The sequence below is a fragment of the Ruegeria sp. CL5 genome, assembly GCF_056536485.1.
In genome coordinates, this window is the sequence record NZ_JBQFPS010000008.1 from 120,278 (window position 1) to 133,289 (window position 13,012).

Consider the following 13,012-nt stretch of genomic DNA (forward strand, 5'->3'; position numbering starts at 1 on the left):
CAGACGCGCCCGACTAAAGAAGGCTTAGAAACTGGTCGATCTGTTCGGTTCCGATGGACCAGTCGCAAACCAGGCGGCAGGCCAGCATCTCGCTTTCGTCTTCACCCGCCAGCGTGTCGCCCCACAGATGATAGACAGCGCCTGCCTCGTGCAGGCGCTTGTGCTGGTTGCGGGGGAAACTGGCGAATACCATGTTGGCTTGGGGTTCATGCAGGAACTCTGCGCCGAGTGCACGCAACCCGTCCGCCAGACGCGCGCAGTTGGCATTGGCCTTGCGGGCAGATTTCAACCACAGGTCATCCTTTAGGTAGGCGGCCATTTGGGCCGACAGGTAACGGTGCTTGGAAAACAGGTGCGCACCGCGCTTACGTCGCAGCTCGAATTCCCATGCTTTGCTTTCGTCGAAGAAGATCACGGCCTCGACACCCATCAGCCCGTTTTTGGTGCCGCCAAAACTGACCGCATCAACACCGGCTTTCCATGTCATCTCAGCGGGTGAGCAATTTAGGGCAACCAGAGCGTTGGTGAAACGAGCGCCATCCAAATGCACTGGCAATCCAAAAGATTTGGCAACACCACATAGGGCTTGTAGTTCGGCCAGCGAGTAAACCGAGCCGCGCTCGGTCACCTGAGTGATAGAGACGGGCCCGCGTTGAGGACCATGAACGCCGCGGGTTTCTTCCCCCTCAATGGACTTGGTCAACGCTTCGGGGGTCATTTTGTCGCCACCCGGCACCAGCGTTAGCTTTGCGCCGGTGTAGAATTCGGGCGCGTTGCACTCATCCTCATGAATATGAGCGACGGGTGAGCAGAATACGGTTTCCCACGGCTTGCTCAGCGTCGCCAACGCCAGCGAGTTTGCGGCTGTTCCCGTGGCCACCAGATAGACGGCCGCGCCGGGCGCCTCAAAGATCCCGCGGATTTGATCACGGACTTCGTTCATCAAAGTGTCCGCGCCGTAAGCCATCTGATAGTCCTGATTGGCCTCGGCCAACGCGGTCAGAACTTCGGGATGAACAGGCCCGGAATTGTCAGAGGCAAAATGCATCAGCTCGGCTCCTCGATGATGTAGTCTTCCCATTCTTCCATGGGTGTTTCGAATTCAGATACGGTTCGCCCCTGCATGGAAACTCCGGCGGTATGAACGCTGTCTGGCGTACCTGATACCAAAGGATGCCAGTCGTAAAGTGGTTTGCCTTCCCACAGCAGTCGGTAGGCGCAGGTCTGGGGTAACCAATAGGCATGACTGTCGATATTATCGGGTGTCATGACGATGCATTCGGGTACGAACTGGTGCCGGATGTCATATTGCGTGCACCGGCAGGTTTCGTCATCCAAAAGACGGCAGGCAACACATGTCAGGGCGACCTCGCCGGTATCTTCGTCTTCCAGTTTGTTCAGGCAGCATTTGCCGCAGCCATCGCACAGGGCCTCCCACTCACGCTGGTTCATCTTGCGTAGTGGCTTGCGTTCCCAGAACCGAGGCGCGAGGCCAGCTCGATCGATTGGATCCGTGGTCATGTACTAGCCAGTATCTCTCGGGCGCGCGCGCAATCGGCATCCATCTGCGAGATCAACCCGTCAAGGCCGTCGAATGTCATTTCGGGCCGCAGATAGTCGACCAGACCAACGGACAGCGTCGCGCCGTAAAGATCGCCTGAGAAATCGAACAGGAATGTTTCGATGTTGGGAACCTCACCTTGGAACATTGGCCGGGTCCCGACCGATGCCGCCCCGTGATAGCTGCCCTGATGTGGGCCATCCAGGACGTCGACCAGAACTGCATAAACACCGAATCTCGGAGGGTGCAGCCCTTCGATCGACATATTGGCCGTCGGGTATCCCAAGTCGCGTCCACGTTGCTCGCCTCCAACGACCTCGCCCTCGATCCGATGCCAGTGACCCAGCATTGTTGCCGCATCGCGCGGACGCCCTTCAGTCAGAGCCGTACGGATCGCAGTCGATGAAACCACATTCTCGGTTCGCTCCAACAGGGGCGCGATGGTTACACCGAACCCCATCTCTTCGCCGAAGCGAACCAGGTCCTGAGGGTTGCCGCTGCGTCCTTTGCCGAAACAAAAGTCAGCGCCCACGACAACATGAGACAGCCCCAGACCATCACATATGACGTTTCTGGCGAAAGCTTCAGGGGTCATTCCCGCCAGCGCCGAATTGAAGGGAAGTTCATAAAGCTTCTGCACGCCGAGCTTTTCCAGCCGGTGCGCGCGCGCATTGCCGCGCATCAGACGAAAGGGCGGAGCCTCTGGGGCAAAATACTCTCGTGGATGCGGCTCGAAGGTCATGACTCCCAGCGGTGCGTTCAATTCAGCATTGCGCGCAAGTTCAATGACGGATTGATGCCCTAAATGGACGCCGTCAAAGTTTCCAATGGCGACGCTGGCACCACGATCTTCTGGCTCGACAAACTGGAAGTCACGAATGATCTGCATGAGGATTGCCTAGCGGGACTGACCGTCAGGTTCAAGCCGCAGATCGGCTAAGCTGCGTGATCAGTCGAACTTGCGGCTTGGTGCCAGCACCATGGCCTCACCCACCAGCACTTTCTTACCGTCGACAGCGCAGTGACAATCCAGCTTAACCCGACGTTTGGAGAAATCGATATCGATCACCTTGACCTCGGCATAAACCATGTCCCCCGGACGCACCGGGGCCAGAAATTTGAGCGACTGTCCCATGTACACGGTTCCATGTCCCGGGAGCTGCTCCCCGATCACGGCAGAGATCAGGCCAGCGGTCAGCATGCCATGCGCAATGCGTCCTTCGAAAATCGTATCGCGGGCATAGTCATCATCCAGATGAACCGGATTGCGATCGGTCGAAACCTGAGCAAACATCTCAATGTCTTCATCGGTCACCACTTTACGCAAGTGTCGTGACATTCCCATTTCGATGTCTTCGATACAAATCGTTCCGCGTGGAAGGTTATCCAACATGCTGCCCTCATCCGAGATCGAAAGAGTAACAAAAGACTATCTTTTGCCGCTCGTCGGCAACTTTATTACTTCGCAGTCGCAGAAAATCAAGTCTTTTTTGCTATCTCAAACGGCCAATCGAGAAGGTTGGGTTAATCTGTTCTTTTTCGTTATGGACCCGCAATGCATCCTCATCCGGGTGATGTGCGGTTTTGGTTTCAGCAGCGGCCAGTCCCCCGGTGATGAACAAGGTGTCAATGCCTTCACCCATGCCCCCCGCGATGTCAGTCTGCGGCCCGTCACCAATCGCCAGTATCTCGGAATCCGAGGCGTCGACTCCGATTGCTTGCAGCCTTCGTCGGGCCAGATCATAGATCGGCGGGTGCGGCTTGCCGAAATACAGGCTTTCACCTCCCATCTCACTGTAAAGCCGGGCTAAAGCTCCTGCGCACCACTCGCGTGTTTCGCCTCGGTCCACGACGATATCGGGGTTGGCGCAAAGCAGTTTCAATCCTTTCTGCTTGGCATATAGAAAGTCGGGCCGGTTTACATCCGGGTCTGCCATCGGGTCGAACGGGCCGCAGCACACAATGCCTTCAGCTTCGTCCAGCGCCACGCGTTCGATATGGATAGGATGATCCAACAGCTTCAGAGGTTCAAAAAATCCCGCGTCACGTTGCCATTCGCCCATGAAGTAGACTTTTTCACCAACCGTCCCGCGATACATCGCAGAACGTGCCGAATCGCCACTGGTCGCGATGGTGTCATAGGCGTCCGCGGGTACGTTGAATTGCGTTAGCTGCACTGCAACACCGGCTCGGGGCTTGGGAGAGTTTGTCACCAGAACCACAGTGCCGCCTTTTTGCCGATAAGCTTGCAGGGCAGCCACGGCCTCGGGGTAGGCGGTTATCCCGTTGTGAACGCACCCCCACAAATCAACGAACAGCGCTTTGTACCTGTCAGAGATTTCCGCAAGTGAAGAAACGATTTGGGTCATGGCGCGCCTCGTGGAACAGGGAATGCAAGATACCAAGCCTATGGCAGAGCCCGGCCAGATTTGCCAGAGGTCCCGCTTTGGGCGTGTTGAAGGGAATAGGATTCCCTTGTTCATCTGGCCACAAATATCCCGGAGCGCGAGGCAGAGCCTCGCAAAAAGAAAGGCGCCCGGTTCGAGCGCCTTTGATGATCTAAACTCAGACCTTGAGGTTTGGAATGATCTGCTTTTTCCGGCTCATGATGCCTGGCAGGACAACCGCGTCGCCGTCTACGGTAGCGCCAAAGCTTTTCTCGGCGACGCCTTTGACCAGATCGTTTGGAACCAGCAGGGTCGCCTCTTCGTTCAGAATGTCGACCACGAACAGCAACACCTGATCAACGCCGTCTTCCTTGGCCACGTCGGTCATCGCGCTTACGATGCTGTCCTTGCGATCCAGCACGACGCCGGGTGCTGTAGTTTCCAGAACCGAGACCCGGAACTTGGTGCCGTCGACTTCGTATTCCTTGCTATCCATGCGGATCAGTTCGGCGTCCGAGAAAGACGAGACATCCGATTTCGCTGCAAACATGTCGGCGGCATAGGCCGAGACATCCAGACCAAGCTCAGCCGCCAATTTCTCGGCCACGGAACGATCATGGGCGGTGGTGGTAGGTGAGCGGAACTCCAGCGTGTCCGACAGGATGCAGGTCAGCGCTGCACCTTTGATGGCGTCAGGCATCTTGGCGGCATCGTCACCCATCAGGTCGACCATGATGGTTGCCGTGCAGGCCAGTGGGCGCACGGTGATATCGATCGGGCCTTTGGTTTCAAGTCCGCCAACCAGCTTGTGGTGGTCGATGATCGCGCGGATGTCGGCGCTGTTGATGCTGGCCGGCAACTCAGCCGGATTGTTGGTGTCGACGATGATAACGGGCGCATCTTCTGCCACGTCCTCGATGATCTGAGGCTTGGGCAGGTCCCAGCGTTCCAGCATGAACGCCGCTTCGGTGTTGGGTTCACCCAGCAATGCAGGCTGGGCCTGCTCACCCTTCACTTCGTTCAGATACCAGGACCACAGGATCGGAGAGCCGGTGGAATCGGTGTCGGGAGATTTATGGCCAAAAACTAGCGTTGTCATGTCGCGTGTCCTGAGGAATGTGGATTTGCGCGCCTTATAGGGTGGTCAATCCCGGATGTCACCTGGAAGGAAAGGTGCTGCGACCCTTGGTCTGATTTCCTAGAATTCAGCGCGCTCCAAGGTGTATCCCGCCTGTTGCAACTGGTTTAGCAAGCCGTAGTCATTGCTTAGATGTCCGGCCCCAACAGCGATGACTGCGGTCTGATCCTTCAGGCTCAAAATTATTTCCATCCAATTTGCATTGCGCTGTACCAGAAGCTGATCCTCAAAACTCTGCCATTCGGCATCAAACTCCTCGGGTGTCAGTCCTGATGCTTCAAGCCCCTGTATCTTGGCCAATTCCATGATTGCGGCGTGCTGTTCCTCGATATACGCATTCGCCATGGTGATCATTTGATCGTCACCCGCCTCCAGTGCGCCTGACATCCGGGTCAGCGAGGCAACCTGATCTTCCAACGAATGACTGTCGAACATGACAATCAGGTCCTCGATACGTTCGAGCGAATACTGAGGAATTTGATGTTCATCGGCCAATTCGGTCAAGCGCGTATCCATGCCCCGATCGAAATTTGGGGTGTTCATCAGGCAAGGCGGAATGCCAAGCATCATGCTCAGGAACCAAGGGCGCATCTTCGCAGCCATCCAACTGGGAATCCCGCGATCAGCCAGCGTTTCCGACAACGCGGCCCAATCTTCTTCTGACATCAGATCAATCAAGGTAGGCCCCGAGGTGATCAATACCGGGCTTAGGTCCTCGGCCAGATCTTTCTCGAAAGCCTCCATTTCTGTCATTGTAACTTCAAAGTAGAACGCGTCGACCTGGCTCAGGATTGGCGCCAATCTATCAACCACTGGACCCATTCGCGCATCGTTGGTGTGCAGAGTGCCGATCAAATGCAGCACAGTGTTGTCCTTCGTGGCGATCCAGTGATTGCCTTCCGGAAATGGAATAGCGCGAAGCGTCTCGTCCAGCTCAGCCTGAGCGTCTGTCGACAGATCAAGCCTCAGATCTCGCCCCTCACAGGCTGCTTGCGCGGTGATTGGAAATAATAGGCAAAGACAGATGCTGAGCAGACGCATGGGAATCCTTCCGCAGCTTGCGACGATGCCCAATTCATACCCCTGCCTTCTTACGGCCTGCAACGTGGTTTGTTATCAAGCAGCGGCTGGCAATCTGCGCGAAACCGCATAGCATGGCCTTATGAAGCTTGAGCAAGATCTCTATCCCCCAATCAAAGCGTTGTTGGAACGACAGGGCTATACCGTGAAAGGAGAGGTCGGCGCTGCCGATATCGTGGCCGTACGCGATGGCGAAGACTTGGTGATCGTTGAACTCAAACTGCGCTTTAACCTTGCGCTGTTTCATCAGGCCATCACGCGCCTGAAAGTGACCGATCAAGTCTACATCGGGGTCTGTAAGCCCAAAGGGCGAATGGCGCGACGGGCTTTGAAGGACAATCTGGCGATGTGTCGCCGTTTGGGCCTGGGCCTGATCACCGTGCGCCCGGATGGTACGGTTGAGGTTCAATGCGACCCTGGCCCATATACGCCACGCAAAGACAAGGTGAAAGCCAAGCGATTGCTGCGGGAATTTGAACGGCTACAGGGTGATCCGAATGCAGGCGGTGCCACGCGCCATGGTATTGTGACGGCCTATCGGCAAGATGCGCTTAAATGCGCGGCACATCTGGCTGAACATGGCGCGGTAAAAGGGGAAACGGTGGCAAAGGCGACGGGGGTCCAAACAGCCACGCGCCTGATGTATGACAACCACTACGGCTGGTTCGAGAAGGTGGAGAAAGGCGTATATGCCCTATCTGCCTCGGGGGCCGAAGGATTGAAACATTGGGCATATAGCTGGGAAGAAGCGGAATAGCCGACTTGCCGCGTGCTGAAGGTGATCAGTCAATCCGTGCGCTAATCTCGGCGATCATCGCTTGGCCAATGTCCGAGAGCACCGCGTTGCGTTCAGGAAATGACGCATCGCTTTCAATCAGATAGATGGCTGCCATATATGTTCGTGGTTCAGGTGTCTGCAAAAAGGCGATGATCGCGCGGCTGCCGTAACCTCCTGCTCCGGTTTTGCCCCCAATTATCCAGCTTTTTGGCAGGTGAGCGCGGATAAGCCCGTCGGCCACCTGATCATCAATCATCCATTTCTCAAGCTGCGCGGCTGAGGCGGGTGAAAGCACCTCGTCGAATAACAGCCGTTCTATTGTCTCCAGTATTGCCCTTGGTGTCGTTGTATCACGCGGGTCGCCAGGGGTGGCTTCGTTCAGGGCAGTCTCCCAACGATCCAGGCGTGTAGTGCCGTCGCCCGTTGCCCGGAGGAACTCGGTCAGCCCGGCTGGCCCGCCCAGTTGTTTTAACAAGAGGTTGGCCGCTGCGTTGTCGCTGATTGTCATGGTTGCCCGACATAACGCACCAATTGTCATTCCCGTCTCAACGTATTCGCTCGTAACAGGTGAGTATTCCACAAGGTCTGATGTCTGAATTGCCACATTTTCTGACAGGTCTACTGCACCAGAATCCACACCTGCCAAAATCGCGCCGCACAAGAGTGGCTTGAATGTACTGGACATCGGGAACAGCTCATCGGCCCGATGCGAGACTTCCCAAGCAGCGTCAGTTTCATACAGAAGGACGCCAATTCGCGCGTCCAAGCGGTGCTCCCATAATCGGGTGGTTTGGATAAGGGTTTGGGCCTGCGCGGTAGCGGCGAAACAGATAATCAGAGCAAGTGAAAGCACATTCGCGGCGGCAAGGAACTGGCATCTAGACATCAAAGTTTCCGCTTCAATCAAGGGTGCGACCAGAATAGTCTGCCGAGGTTTTGAGTTAACCAACTACTCTGGATTCTTTAAGCTGCAAAAAATATTCATGCAGCTTGTTGACTCACTTTCGGTTACTCCCTAGCTATGCGTCGTTATCACTCATGAGACCCGAGTGCTAACGCCTCGCCAGTCGGCGAGGGGAGGATAAACTAACTTTGAGCCCAAGGAGCTGCAAAGATGGCATTGAAACCGCTTCACGACCGTGTGCTGGTTCGTCGCGTAGAAAGCGAAGAGAAAACCGCTGGTGGTCTGATCATTCCCGACAGTGCAAAAGAAAAGCCCAGCGAAGGCGAAGTCGTCGCAACCGGCGAAGGCGCGCGCAAGGACAGCGGCGAACTGATCGCGATGGCTGTAAAAGCTGGCGACAAAATCCTGTTCGGCAAATGGTCGGGCACCGAGGTTCAGGTCAACGGCGAAGAGCTGCTGATGATGAAAGAAAGCGACATCATGGGGATCATCGAGTAAGCCCAAGCGGTTTCTCTGATCTTCATCTCAATACATTTTCTCAAGGAGAGACAACATGTCTGCAAAGGACGTCAAATTTGACACCGATGCCCGTAACCGCATGCTGGCCGGTGTGAATGTTCTGGCCGATGCTGTTAAAGTGACCCTGGGCCCCAAAGGCCGTAACGTGGTTCTGGACAAATCCTTCGGCGCACCGCGCATCACCAAAGACGGTGTTTCGGTTGCCAAGGAAATCGAACTGGAAGACAAGTTCGAAAACATGGGCGCGCAGATGGTGAAAGAAGTCGCCAGTCGCACCAATGACGAAGCCGGCGACGGCACCACCACCGCAACCGTTCTGGCGCAAGCCATCGTTCGCGAAGGTCTTAAACAGGTAGCAGCGGGCCTGAACCCGATGGACCTGAAGCGCGGCATCGACCTGGCAACTGCCAAGGTTGTTGAAGGCATCAAAGACGCCTCGCGTGAAGTTAAAGACAGCGCTGAAGTTGCTCAGGTTGGCACGATCTCGGCCAACGGCGAAGCCGAGATTGGCCAGCAGATCGCTGACGCGATGCAGAAAGTTGGCAACGAAGGCGTCATCACTGTCGAAGAAAACAAAGGTCTGGAAACCGAGACCGATGTTGTCGAAGGTATGCAATTCGACCGTGGCTACCTGTCGCCTTACTTTGTCACCAACGCAGACAAGATGATTGCAGATCTGGATGACTGCATGATCCTGCTGCACGAAAAGAAACTGTCCTCGCTGCAGCCGATGGTTCCGCTGCTCGAGCAGGTGATCCAGTCGCAGAAGCCTCTGCTGATCATCGCAGAAGACGTTGAAGGCGAAGCGCTGGCAACTCTGGTTGTCAACAAACTGCGCGGCGGCCTGAAAATTGCTGCTGTCAAAGCGCCGGGCTTTGGCGATCGCCGCAAGGCCATGCTGCAGGACATCGCAATCCTGACCGGCGGTCAGGTCATCAGCGAAGATCTGGGCATGAAGCTCGAGTCCGTCACCATGGACATGCTGGGCACCGCCAAGAAAATCGAAATCACCAAAGACGAAACCACCATCGTCGACGGTGCGGGCGAGAAAGCCGAGATCGAAGCACGTGTTGCTCAGATCCGCACTCAGATCGAAGAAACCTCGTCGGACTACGACCGTGAGAAGCTGCAAGAGCGCGTTGCCAAACTGGCAGGCGGTGTTGCCGTTATCCGCGTCGGCGGCATGACCGAAGTTGAAGTGAAAGAGCGTAAGGACCGTGTGGACGATGCTCTGAACGCAACTCGTGCAGCCGTTCAGGAAGGTGTTGTTGTTGGCGGTGGTGTATCGCTGGTTCAGGCGGGTAAGGTGCTGGAAACTCTGGAAGGTGCAAACGCCGATCAGGACGCAGGCATCAACATCGTTCGCAAGGCAATCGAAGCGCCGCTGCGTCAGATCGCCGAGAACGCAGGTGTCGACGGTGCAGTTGTTGCAGGCAAGGTTCGTGAATCTTCCGACGCAGCATTCGGCTTCAACGCTCAGACCGAAGAATATGGCGACATGTTCTCGTTCGGCGTCATCGACCCGGCCAAAGTTGTCCGTACCGCTCTGGAAGACGCGGCATCGGTTGCAGGCCTGCTGGTCACCACCGAAGCAATGGTTGCGGACAAGCCCGCCAAAGAAGGCGCGGCACCTGCCGGTGGCATGCCCGACATGGGCGGCATGGGCGGCATGATGTAAGCTGCTCAAGCCATAGCGCTTATCGACGGGGTCGCCTTTGGGCGGCCCCGTTTTAGTTTGCGCTGGTAAACACGGCGAACCGCGTGCCGTGTTCGCGCAGAAAAGTGAGTGTGCAAACCGCGTTGAAACCTCTATGCCGTTGATATGCGCCTGTTTCTTTTGACCTCACTGACCATGTGCGCCTTCGCGGCAAACTCGATCCTCAATCGGCTTGCGATTGATAGCGGTGCCAGTGATCCGGCGGGATTTGCGGTCGTTCGAGTATTGTCTGGTGCTTTAGTTTTGGCCGCACTGGTGGCTATGCGAGGCGGCGCAATCCCAGTGTTTAGCCGCCGGCGCATAGCTGGGGCAGGGTCGCTATTACTCTACATGATCGGATTCTCCGTCGCCTATCTGACGCTCGATGCAGGGCTTGGCGCATTGATCCTATTTGGAGTGGTGCAGATCACGATGTTCGCCATCGGGGCTTTGACCGGCTCGGCACCCATGATGCGGCAGCTACTGGGTGCCGGGGTTGCGCTGGGCGGTCTGATATTTGTCCTTTGGCCTGCCGGGCCGGTGCAGGTCGATCCGTTCGGTGCGAGTATGATGACGGCTGCCGGGATTGGATGGGCTATCTATTCCATCTCTGGGCGATCAGAACCAGACGCGTTGTCGGGAACTGCTGCAAACTTCATTGTGGCTTTGCCATTTACGGCACTCGCCTTGTTCCTAATGGGCGGTGACTGGTATATGACGACGCTAGGCTATGTATTGGCGGCGTTATCCGGAGGCGTCACGTCCGGTCTGGGTTATGCACTGTGGTATCGCGTTGTGCCGCAGCTTTCGCCTGCCGTCGCCGCGATCGTACAACTCAGCGTTCCGGTCATCGCCATTGCCGCCGGTATCATTCTGCTATCAGAGGTTGCGAACCTACGGCTGTTGCTAGGAGCAAGTTTTGTGCTGGGCGGAATTGCGCTGGCAGTGACGCGGCGGCGCGGCGACTAGGGGTTTTCTCAACTTTGGTTAAGTCTTATTTGGCGGGTATGAAGTTTGTAGCAGCGATCTTTCTTACTATTGCTCCCGTGGCGGTACAGGCGAAATGCGTCGTGCTGCTCCACGGGCTTGCGCGTACCGAGGCTTCGTTTACCGTCATGGAGCAGCTTTTCCATGCCCATGACTATACCGTAATCAGGCCGGGTTACCCATCGACAGATTTGCCGATACCCGAGCTCGCCAACCAGACATTGCCCGATGCTTTCGAGGCCTGTGGTGACGACACGGTGAACGTCGTGGCCCATTCGATGGGAGGCATTCTGTTACGGTATTGGTTGCAGGATAATGAACCCGAGAAACTTGGGCGCGTCGTTATGCTTGGCCCCCCGAACCAAGGCAGCCAACTGGTAGATGAGCTTGGCGCCTGGGAGGTGTTCGGTTTTCTGAATGGACCCGCCGGTCTGGCATTGGGAACAGGCCCCGAGGGCATTCCGCGCCGCTTGCCGCCTGTCGACTTCGATCTGGGGGTGATTGCGGGAGAGAATTCTTTAAATCCGCTTTTTTCGTCCCTTATTGACGGGCCCGATGACGGCAAGGTCTCAATTGAGACAACAAAAGTTGAGGGTATGTCAGATCATATTGTCCTGCCGGTTACCCATACGTTCATGATGAATAACCCACGCGTCATGGCGCAGACACTGCATTTCATCGAATTCGGACAGTTTGATCCCCAGATCACTTGGCTTGATGGGGTGATGGATATCATCGATCAGATCTGTCTGGGCGAAGACTGCTCGGAACCCGAATCGGAGCGCACTCAATGAGCTCATTGGAACTGACATTGACCGGCGCAGATGTTCTGCTGCCGGAGGATGGGCTTACGAGCGGTGAGTTATCCATCGCAGACGGTCTTGTACAGTCGGGCAGGGCAGGGAGGCAGATTGATTTGTCGGGCTATTTTGTTCTGCCCGGGATCATAGATCTGCATGGCGACGGGTTCGAACGCCATATCGCACCGCGTCGTGGCGCGATGAAGCAGATGGCAGAGGGCATTTTATCGGTTGAGGCGGAATTGGCGGCAAACGGAATTACGACCGCTGTTCTGGCGCAGTTTCACAGCTGGGAAGGTGGCGTGCGCGGACCCGAATTTGCCGGGCAAGTCTTCGAGGCCATATCGGCGGTCCGTGATGATGTGGCGACAGATCTGATCCCACAGCTACGCTTTGAAACCCATATGCTGGACGACTATGAGGTGCTGCCAGAGCGCATTGAAAGCTGGCAGGTCCCCTACGTGGTCCTAAACGATCATCTGCCTCATGATCGGTTGGCGGAAGGGCGCAAACCACCGCGTCTGACGGGGCAGGCGTTGAAGGCGGGGCGTAATCCGGAAACCCATTTTGACATGCTGCTATCAATGCACGCACGCAGTACCGAGGTGCCAGCTGCATTGGATGGGCTTTGCGCTAAACTCACAGAACGAGGCATACGACTGGGCAGCCATGATGACTCCACTTCTCAGGATCGTACGGTCTGGCGCGATCGCGGTGTCATGATCTCGGAATTCCCCGAAACGCTTGAAGCCGCCGAAGCCGCCAGAGCGGGTGGTGATCACATCATCCTCGGTTCGCCAAACGTCGTTCGTGGCGGTTCGCATAAGGGAAATGCCAGTGCTTTGGACCTGATCGCAATGGGTCTGTGTGATGCGCTGGCATCGGATTACCACTACCCCAGCCCACGTCGTGCTGCGTTGATGCTGGTTAAATCCGGTTTGCTGGACCTCACAAATGCTTGGGCTTTGGTTTCTTCGGGTCCCGCAGAAGTTCTGGGCCTCAAGGATCGTGGAGCACTGCAACCCGGAAAACGCGCTGATCTTGTAATATTGGACGCAACAACCCAACGTGTTGCGGCCACTTTGTCAGGTGGGCGCGTCAGCTACATGTCCGGTGATATCGCCAGGCGGTTTCTAAGCTGATCCCAGCTTCATCTGGCCCA

The 13,012-nt window shown here is 56.2% G+C and carries 14 protein-coding genes; 6 read left to right on the forward strand and 8 right to left on the reverse strand.

Going from position 1 to position 13,012, the window contains the following annotated elements; all coding sequences use genetic code 11:
• Positions 1 to 13 precede the first annotated feature (13 nt).
• The 7 genes from ACR0IU_RS14695 to ACR0IU_RS14725 all read right to left on the reverse strand — a co-directional run bounded on the left by ACR0IU_RS14695 (position 14) and on the right by ACR0IU_RS14725 (position 6,127).
• Positions 14 to 1,048, reverse strand: coding sequence for a threonine aldolase family protein (locus ACR0IU_RS14695; RefSeq protein ID WP_480716775.1), 1,035 nt, complete (start codon positions 1,046 to 1,048; stop codon positions 14 to 16).
• A complete protein-coding gene (locus tag ACR0IU_RS14700; protein ID WP_170541368.1) occupies positions 1,048 to 1,521 on the reverse strand; it encodes a YcgN family cysteine cluster protein in 474 nt (157 codons plus the stop codon). The genes ACR0IU_RS14695 and ACR0IU_RS14700 overlap by 1 nt, the downstream gene beginning before the upstream one ends.
• A complete protein-coding gene (locus ACR0IU_RS14705; RefSeq protein ID WP_480716776.1) occupies positions 1,518 to 2,450 on the reverse strand; it encodes a bifunctional riboflavin kinase/FAD synthetase in 933 nt (310 codons plus the stop codon). Before ACR0IU_RS14705 ends, ACR0IU_RS14700 begins: the two co-directional genes overlap by 4 nt.
• Before the next feature lie 60 nt (positions 2,451 to 2,510).
• Complete coding sequence (locus ACR0IU_RS14710) at positions 2,511 to 2,954, reverse strand: MaoC family dehydratase (protein ID WP_010441772.1); 444 nt, start codon at positions 2,952 to 2,954, stop codon at positions 2,511 to 2,513.
• 100 nt (positions 2,955 to 3,054) lie between these two features.
• Positions 3,055 to 3,930 carry a TIGR01459 family HAD-type hydrolase gene (locus tag ACR0IU_RS14715; protein ID WP_010441773.1) on the reverse strand — a complete coding sequence of 292 codons (876 nt, stop codon included), beginning with the start codon at positions 3,928 to 3,930 and terminating at the stop codon, positions 3,055 to 3,057.
• A 196-nt stretch (positions 3,931 to 4,126) separates the two neighbouring features.
• Positions 4,127 to 5,047, reverse strand: coding sequence for a manganese-dependent inorganic pyrophosphatase (locus ACR0IU_RS14720; protein WP_170473001.1), 921 nt, complete (start codon positions 5,045 to 5,047; stop codon positions 4,127 to 4,129).
• Between the two features lie 99 nt (positions 5,048 to 5,146).
• Positions 5,147 to 6,127, reverse strand: a complete 981-nt coding sequence (locus ACR0IU_RS14725; protein WP_480716777.1) for a TraB/GumN family protein — start codon at positions 6,125 to 6,127, stop codon at positions 5,147 to 5,149.
• A 121-nt stretch (positions 6,128 to 6,248) separates the two neighbouring features.
• On the opposite strand from ACR0IU_RS14725, the gene ACR0IU_RS14730 reads away from it, so the two are divergent.
• Positions 6,249 to 6,923, forward strand: coding sequence for a DUF2161 domain-containing phosphodiesterase (locus tag ACR0IU_RS14730; RefSeq protein ID WP_480716778.1), 675 nt, complete (start codon positions 6,249 to 6,251; stop codon positions 6,921 to 6,923).
• A 25-nt stretch (positions 6,924 to 6,948) separates the two neighbouring features.
• Here the strand turns inward: ACR0IU_RS14730 and bla are convergent, their stop codons facing one another.
• Positions 6,949 to 7,830 carry a class A beta-lactamase gene (bla, locus tag ACR0IU_RS14735; protein WP_480716779.1) on the reverse strand — a complete coding sequence of 294 codons (882 nt, stop codon included), beginning with the start codon at positions 7,828 to 7,830 and terminating at the stop codon, positions 6,949 to 6,951.
• 228 nt (positions 7,831 to 8,058) lie between these two features.
• On the opposite strand from bla, the gene groES reads away from it, so the two are divergent.
• From groES to ACR0IU_RS14760, 5 genes are all read left to right on the forward strand, one after another.
• Entirely contained in the window at positions 8,059 to 8,346 is a 288-nt protein-coding gene (groES, locus tag ACR0IU_RS14740; RefSeq protein WP_010441779.1) for a co-chaperone GroES, read from the forward strand.
• Positions 8,347 to 8,401: 55 nt separating this feature from the next.
• Positions 8,402 to 10,045, forward strand: a complete 1,644-nt coding sequence (groL, locus tag ACR0IU_RS14745; RefSeq protein WP_170472988.1) for a chaperonin GroEL — start codon at positions 8,402 to 8,404, stop codon at positions 10,043 to 10,045.
• A 144-nt stretch (positions 10,046 to 10,189) separates the two neighbouring features.
• Positions 10,190 to 11,032 carry a DMT family transporter gene (locus ACR0IU_RS14750; RefSeq protein WP_480716780.1) on the forward strand — a complete coding sequence of 281 codons (843 nt, stop codon included), beginning with the start codon at positions 10,190 to 10,192 and terminating at the stop codon, positions 11,030 to 11,032.
• Positions 11,033 to 11,070: 38 nt separating this feature from the next.
• Positions 11,071 to 11,844: an alpha/beta hydrolase gene (locus ACR0IU_RS14755; protein WP_170779507.1), complete on the forward strand. Its 774-nt coding sequence runs from the start codon at positions 11,071 to 11,073 to the stop codon at positions 11,842 to 11,844.
• The gene (locus ACR0IU_RS14760) at positions 11,841 to 12,992 is read left to right on the forward strand and encodes an alpha-D-ribose 1-methylphosphonate 5-triphosphate diphosphatase (RefSeq protein ID WP_480716781.1); all 1,152 of its coding nucleotides are present in this window, start codon (positions 11,841 to 11,843) and stop codon (positions 12,990 to 12,992) included. Before ACR0IU_RS14755 ends, ACR0IU_RS14760 begins: the two co-directional genes overlap by 4 nt.
• Positions 12,993 to 13,012 lie beyond the last annotated feature (20 nt).

What these genes read in the sequence shown, in the direction of transcription:
- ACR0IU_RS14695 (WP_480716775.1), bottom strand. Translation starts at nt 1,048, where the DNA reads ATGCATTTTGCCTCTGACAATTCCGGGCCTGTTCATCCCGAAGTTCTG.
- ACR0IU_RS14700 (WP_170541368.1), bottom strand. Translation starts at nt 1,521, where the DNA reads ATGACCACGGATCCAATCGATCGAGCTGGCCTCGCGCCTCGGTTCTGG.
- ACR0IU_RS14705 (WP_480716776.1), bottom strand. Translation starts at nt 2,450, where the DNA reads ATGCAGATCATTCGTGACTTCCAGTTTGTCGAGCCAGAAGATCGTGGT.
- ACR0IU_RS14710 (WP_010441772.1), bottom strand. Translation starts at nt 2,954, where the DNA reads ATGTTGGATAACCTTCCACGCGGAACGATTTGTATCGAAGACATCGAA.
- ACR0IU_RS14715 (WP_010441773.1), bottom strand. Translation starts at nt 3,930, where the DNA reads ATGACCCAAATCGTTTCTTCACTTGCGGAAATCTCTGACAGGTACAAA.
- ACR0IU_RS14720 (WP_170473001.1), bottom strand. Translation starts at nt 5,047, where the DNA reads ATGACAACGCTAGTTTTTGGCCATAAATCTCCCGACACCGATTCCACC.
- ACR0IU_RS14725 (WP_480716777.1), bottom strand. Translation starts at nt 6,127, where the DNA reads ATGCGTCTGCTCAGCATCTGTCTTTGCCTATTATTTCCAATCACCGCG.
- ACR0IU_RS14730 (WP_480716778.1), top strand. Translation starts at nt 6,249, where the DNA reads ATGAAGCTTGAGCAAGATCTCTATCCCCCAATCAAAGCGTTGTTGGAA.
- bla (WP_480716779.1), bottom strand. Translation starts at nt 7,830, where the DNA reads ATGTCTAGATGCCAGTTCCTTGCCGCCGCGAATGTGCTTTCACTTGCT.
- groES (WP_010441779.1), top strand. Translation starts at nt 8,059, where the DNA reads ATGGCATTGAAACCGCTTCACGACCGTGTGCTGGTTCGTCGCGTAGAA.
- groL (WP_170472988.1), top strand. Translation starts at nt 8,402, where the DNA reads ATGTCTGCAAAGGACGTCAAATTTGACACCGATGCCCGTAACCGCATG.
- ACR0IU_RS14750 (WP_480716780.1), top strand. Translation starts at nt 10,190, where the DNA reads ATGCGCCTGTTTCTTTTGACCTCACTGACCATGTGCGCCTTCGCGGCA.
- ACR0IU_RS14755 (WP_170779507.1), top strand. Translation starts at nt 11,071, where the DNA reads ATGAAGTTTGTAGCAGCGATCTTTCTTACTATTGCTCCCGTGGCGGTA.
- ACR0IU_RS14760 (WP_480716781.1), top strand. Translation starts at nt 11,841, where the DNA reads ATGAGCTCATTGGAACTGACATTGACCGGCGCAGATGTTCTGCTGCCG.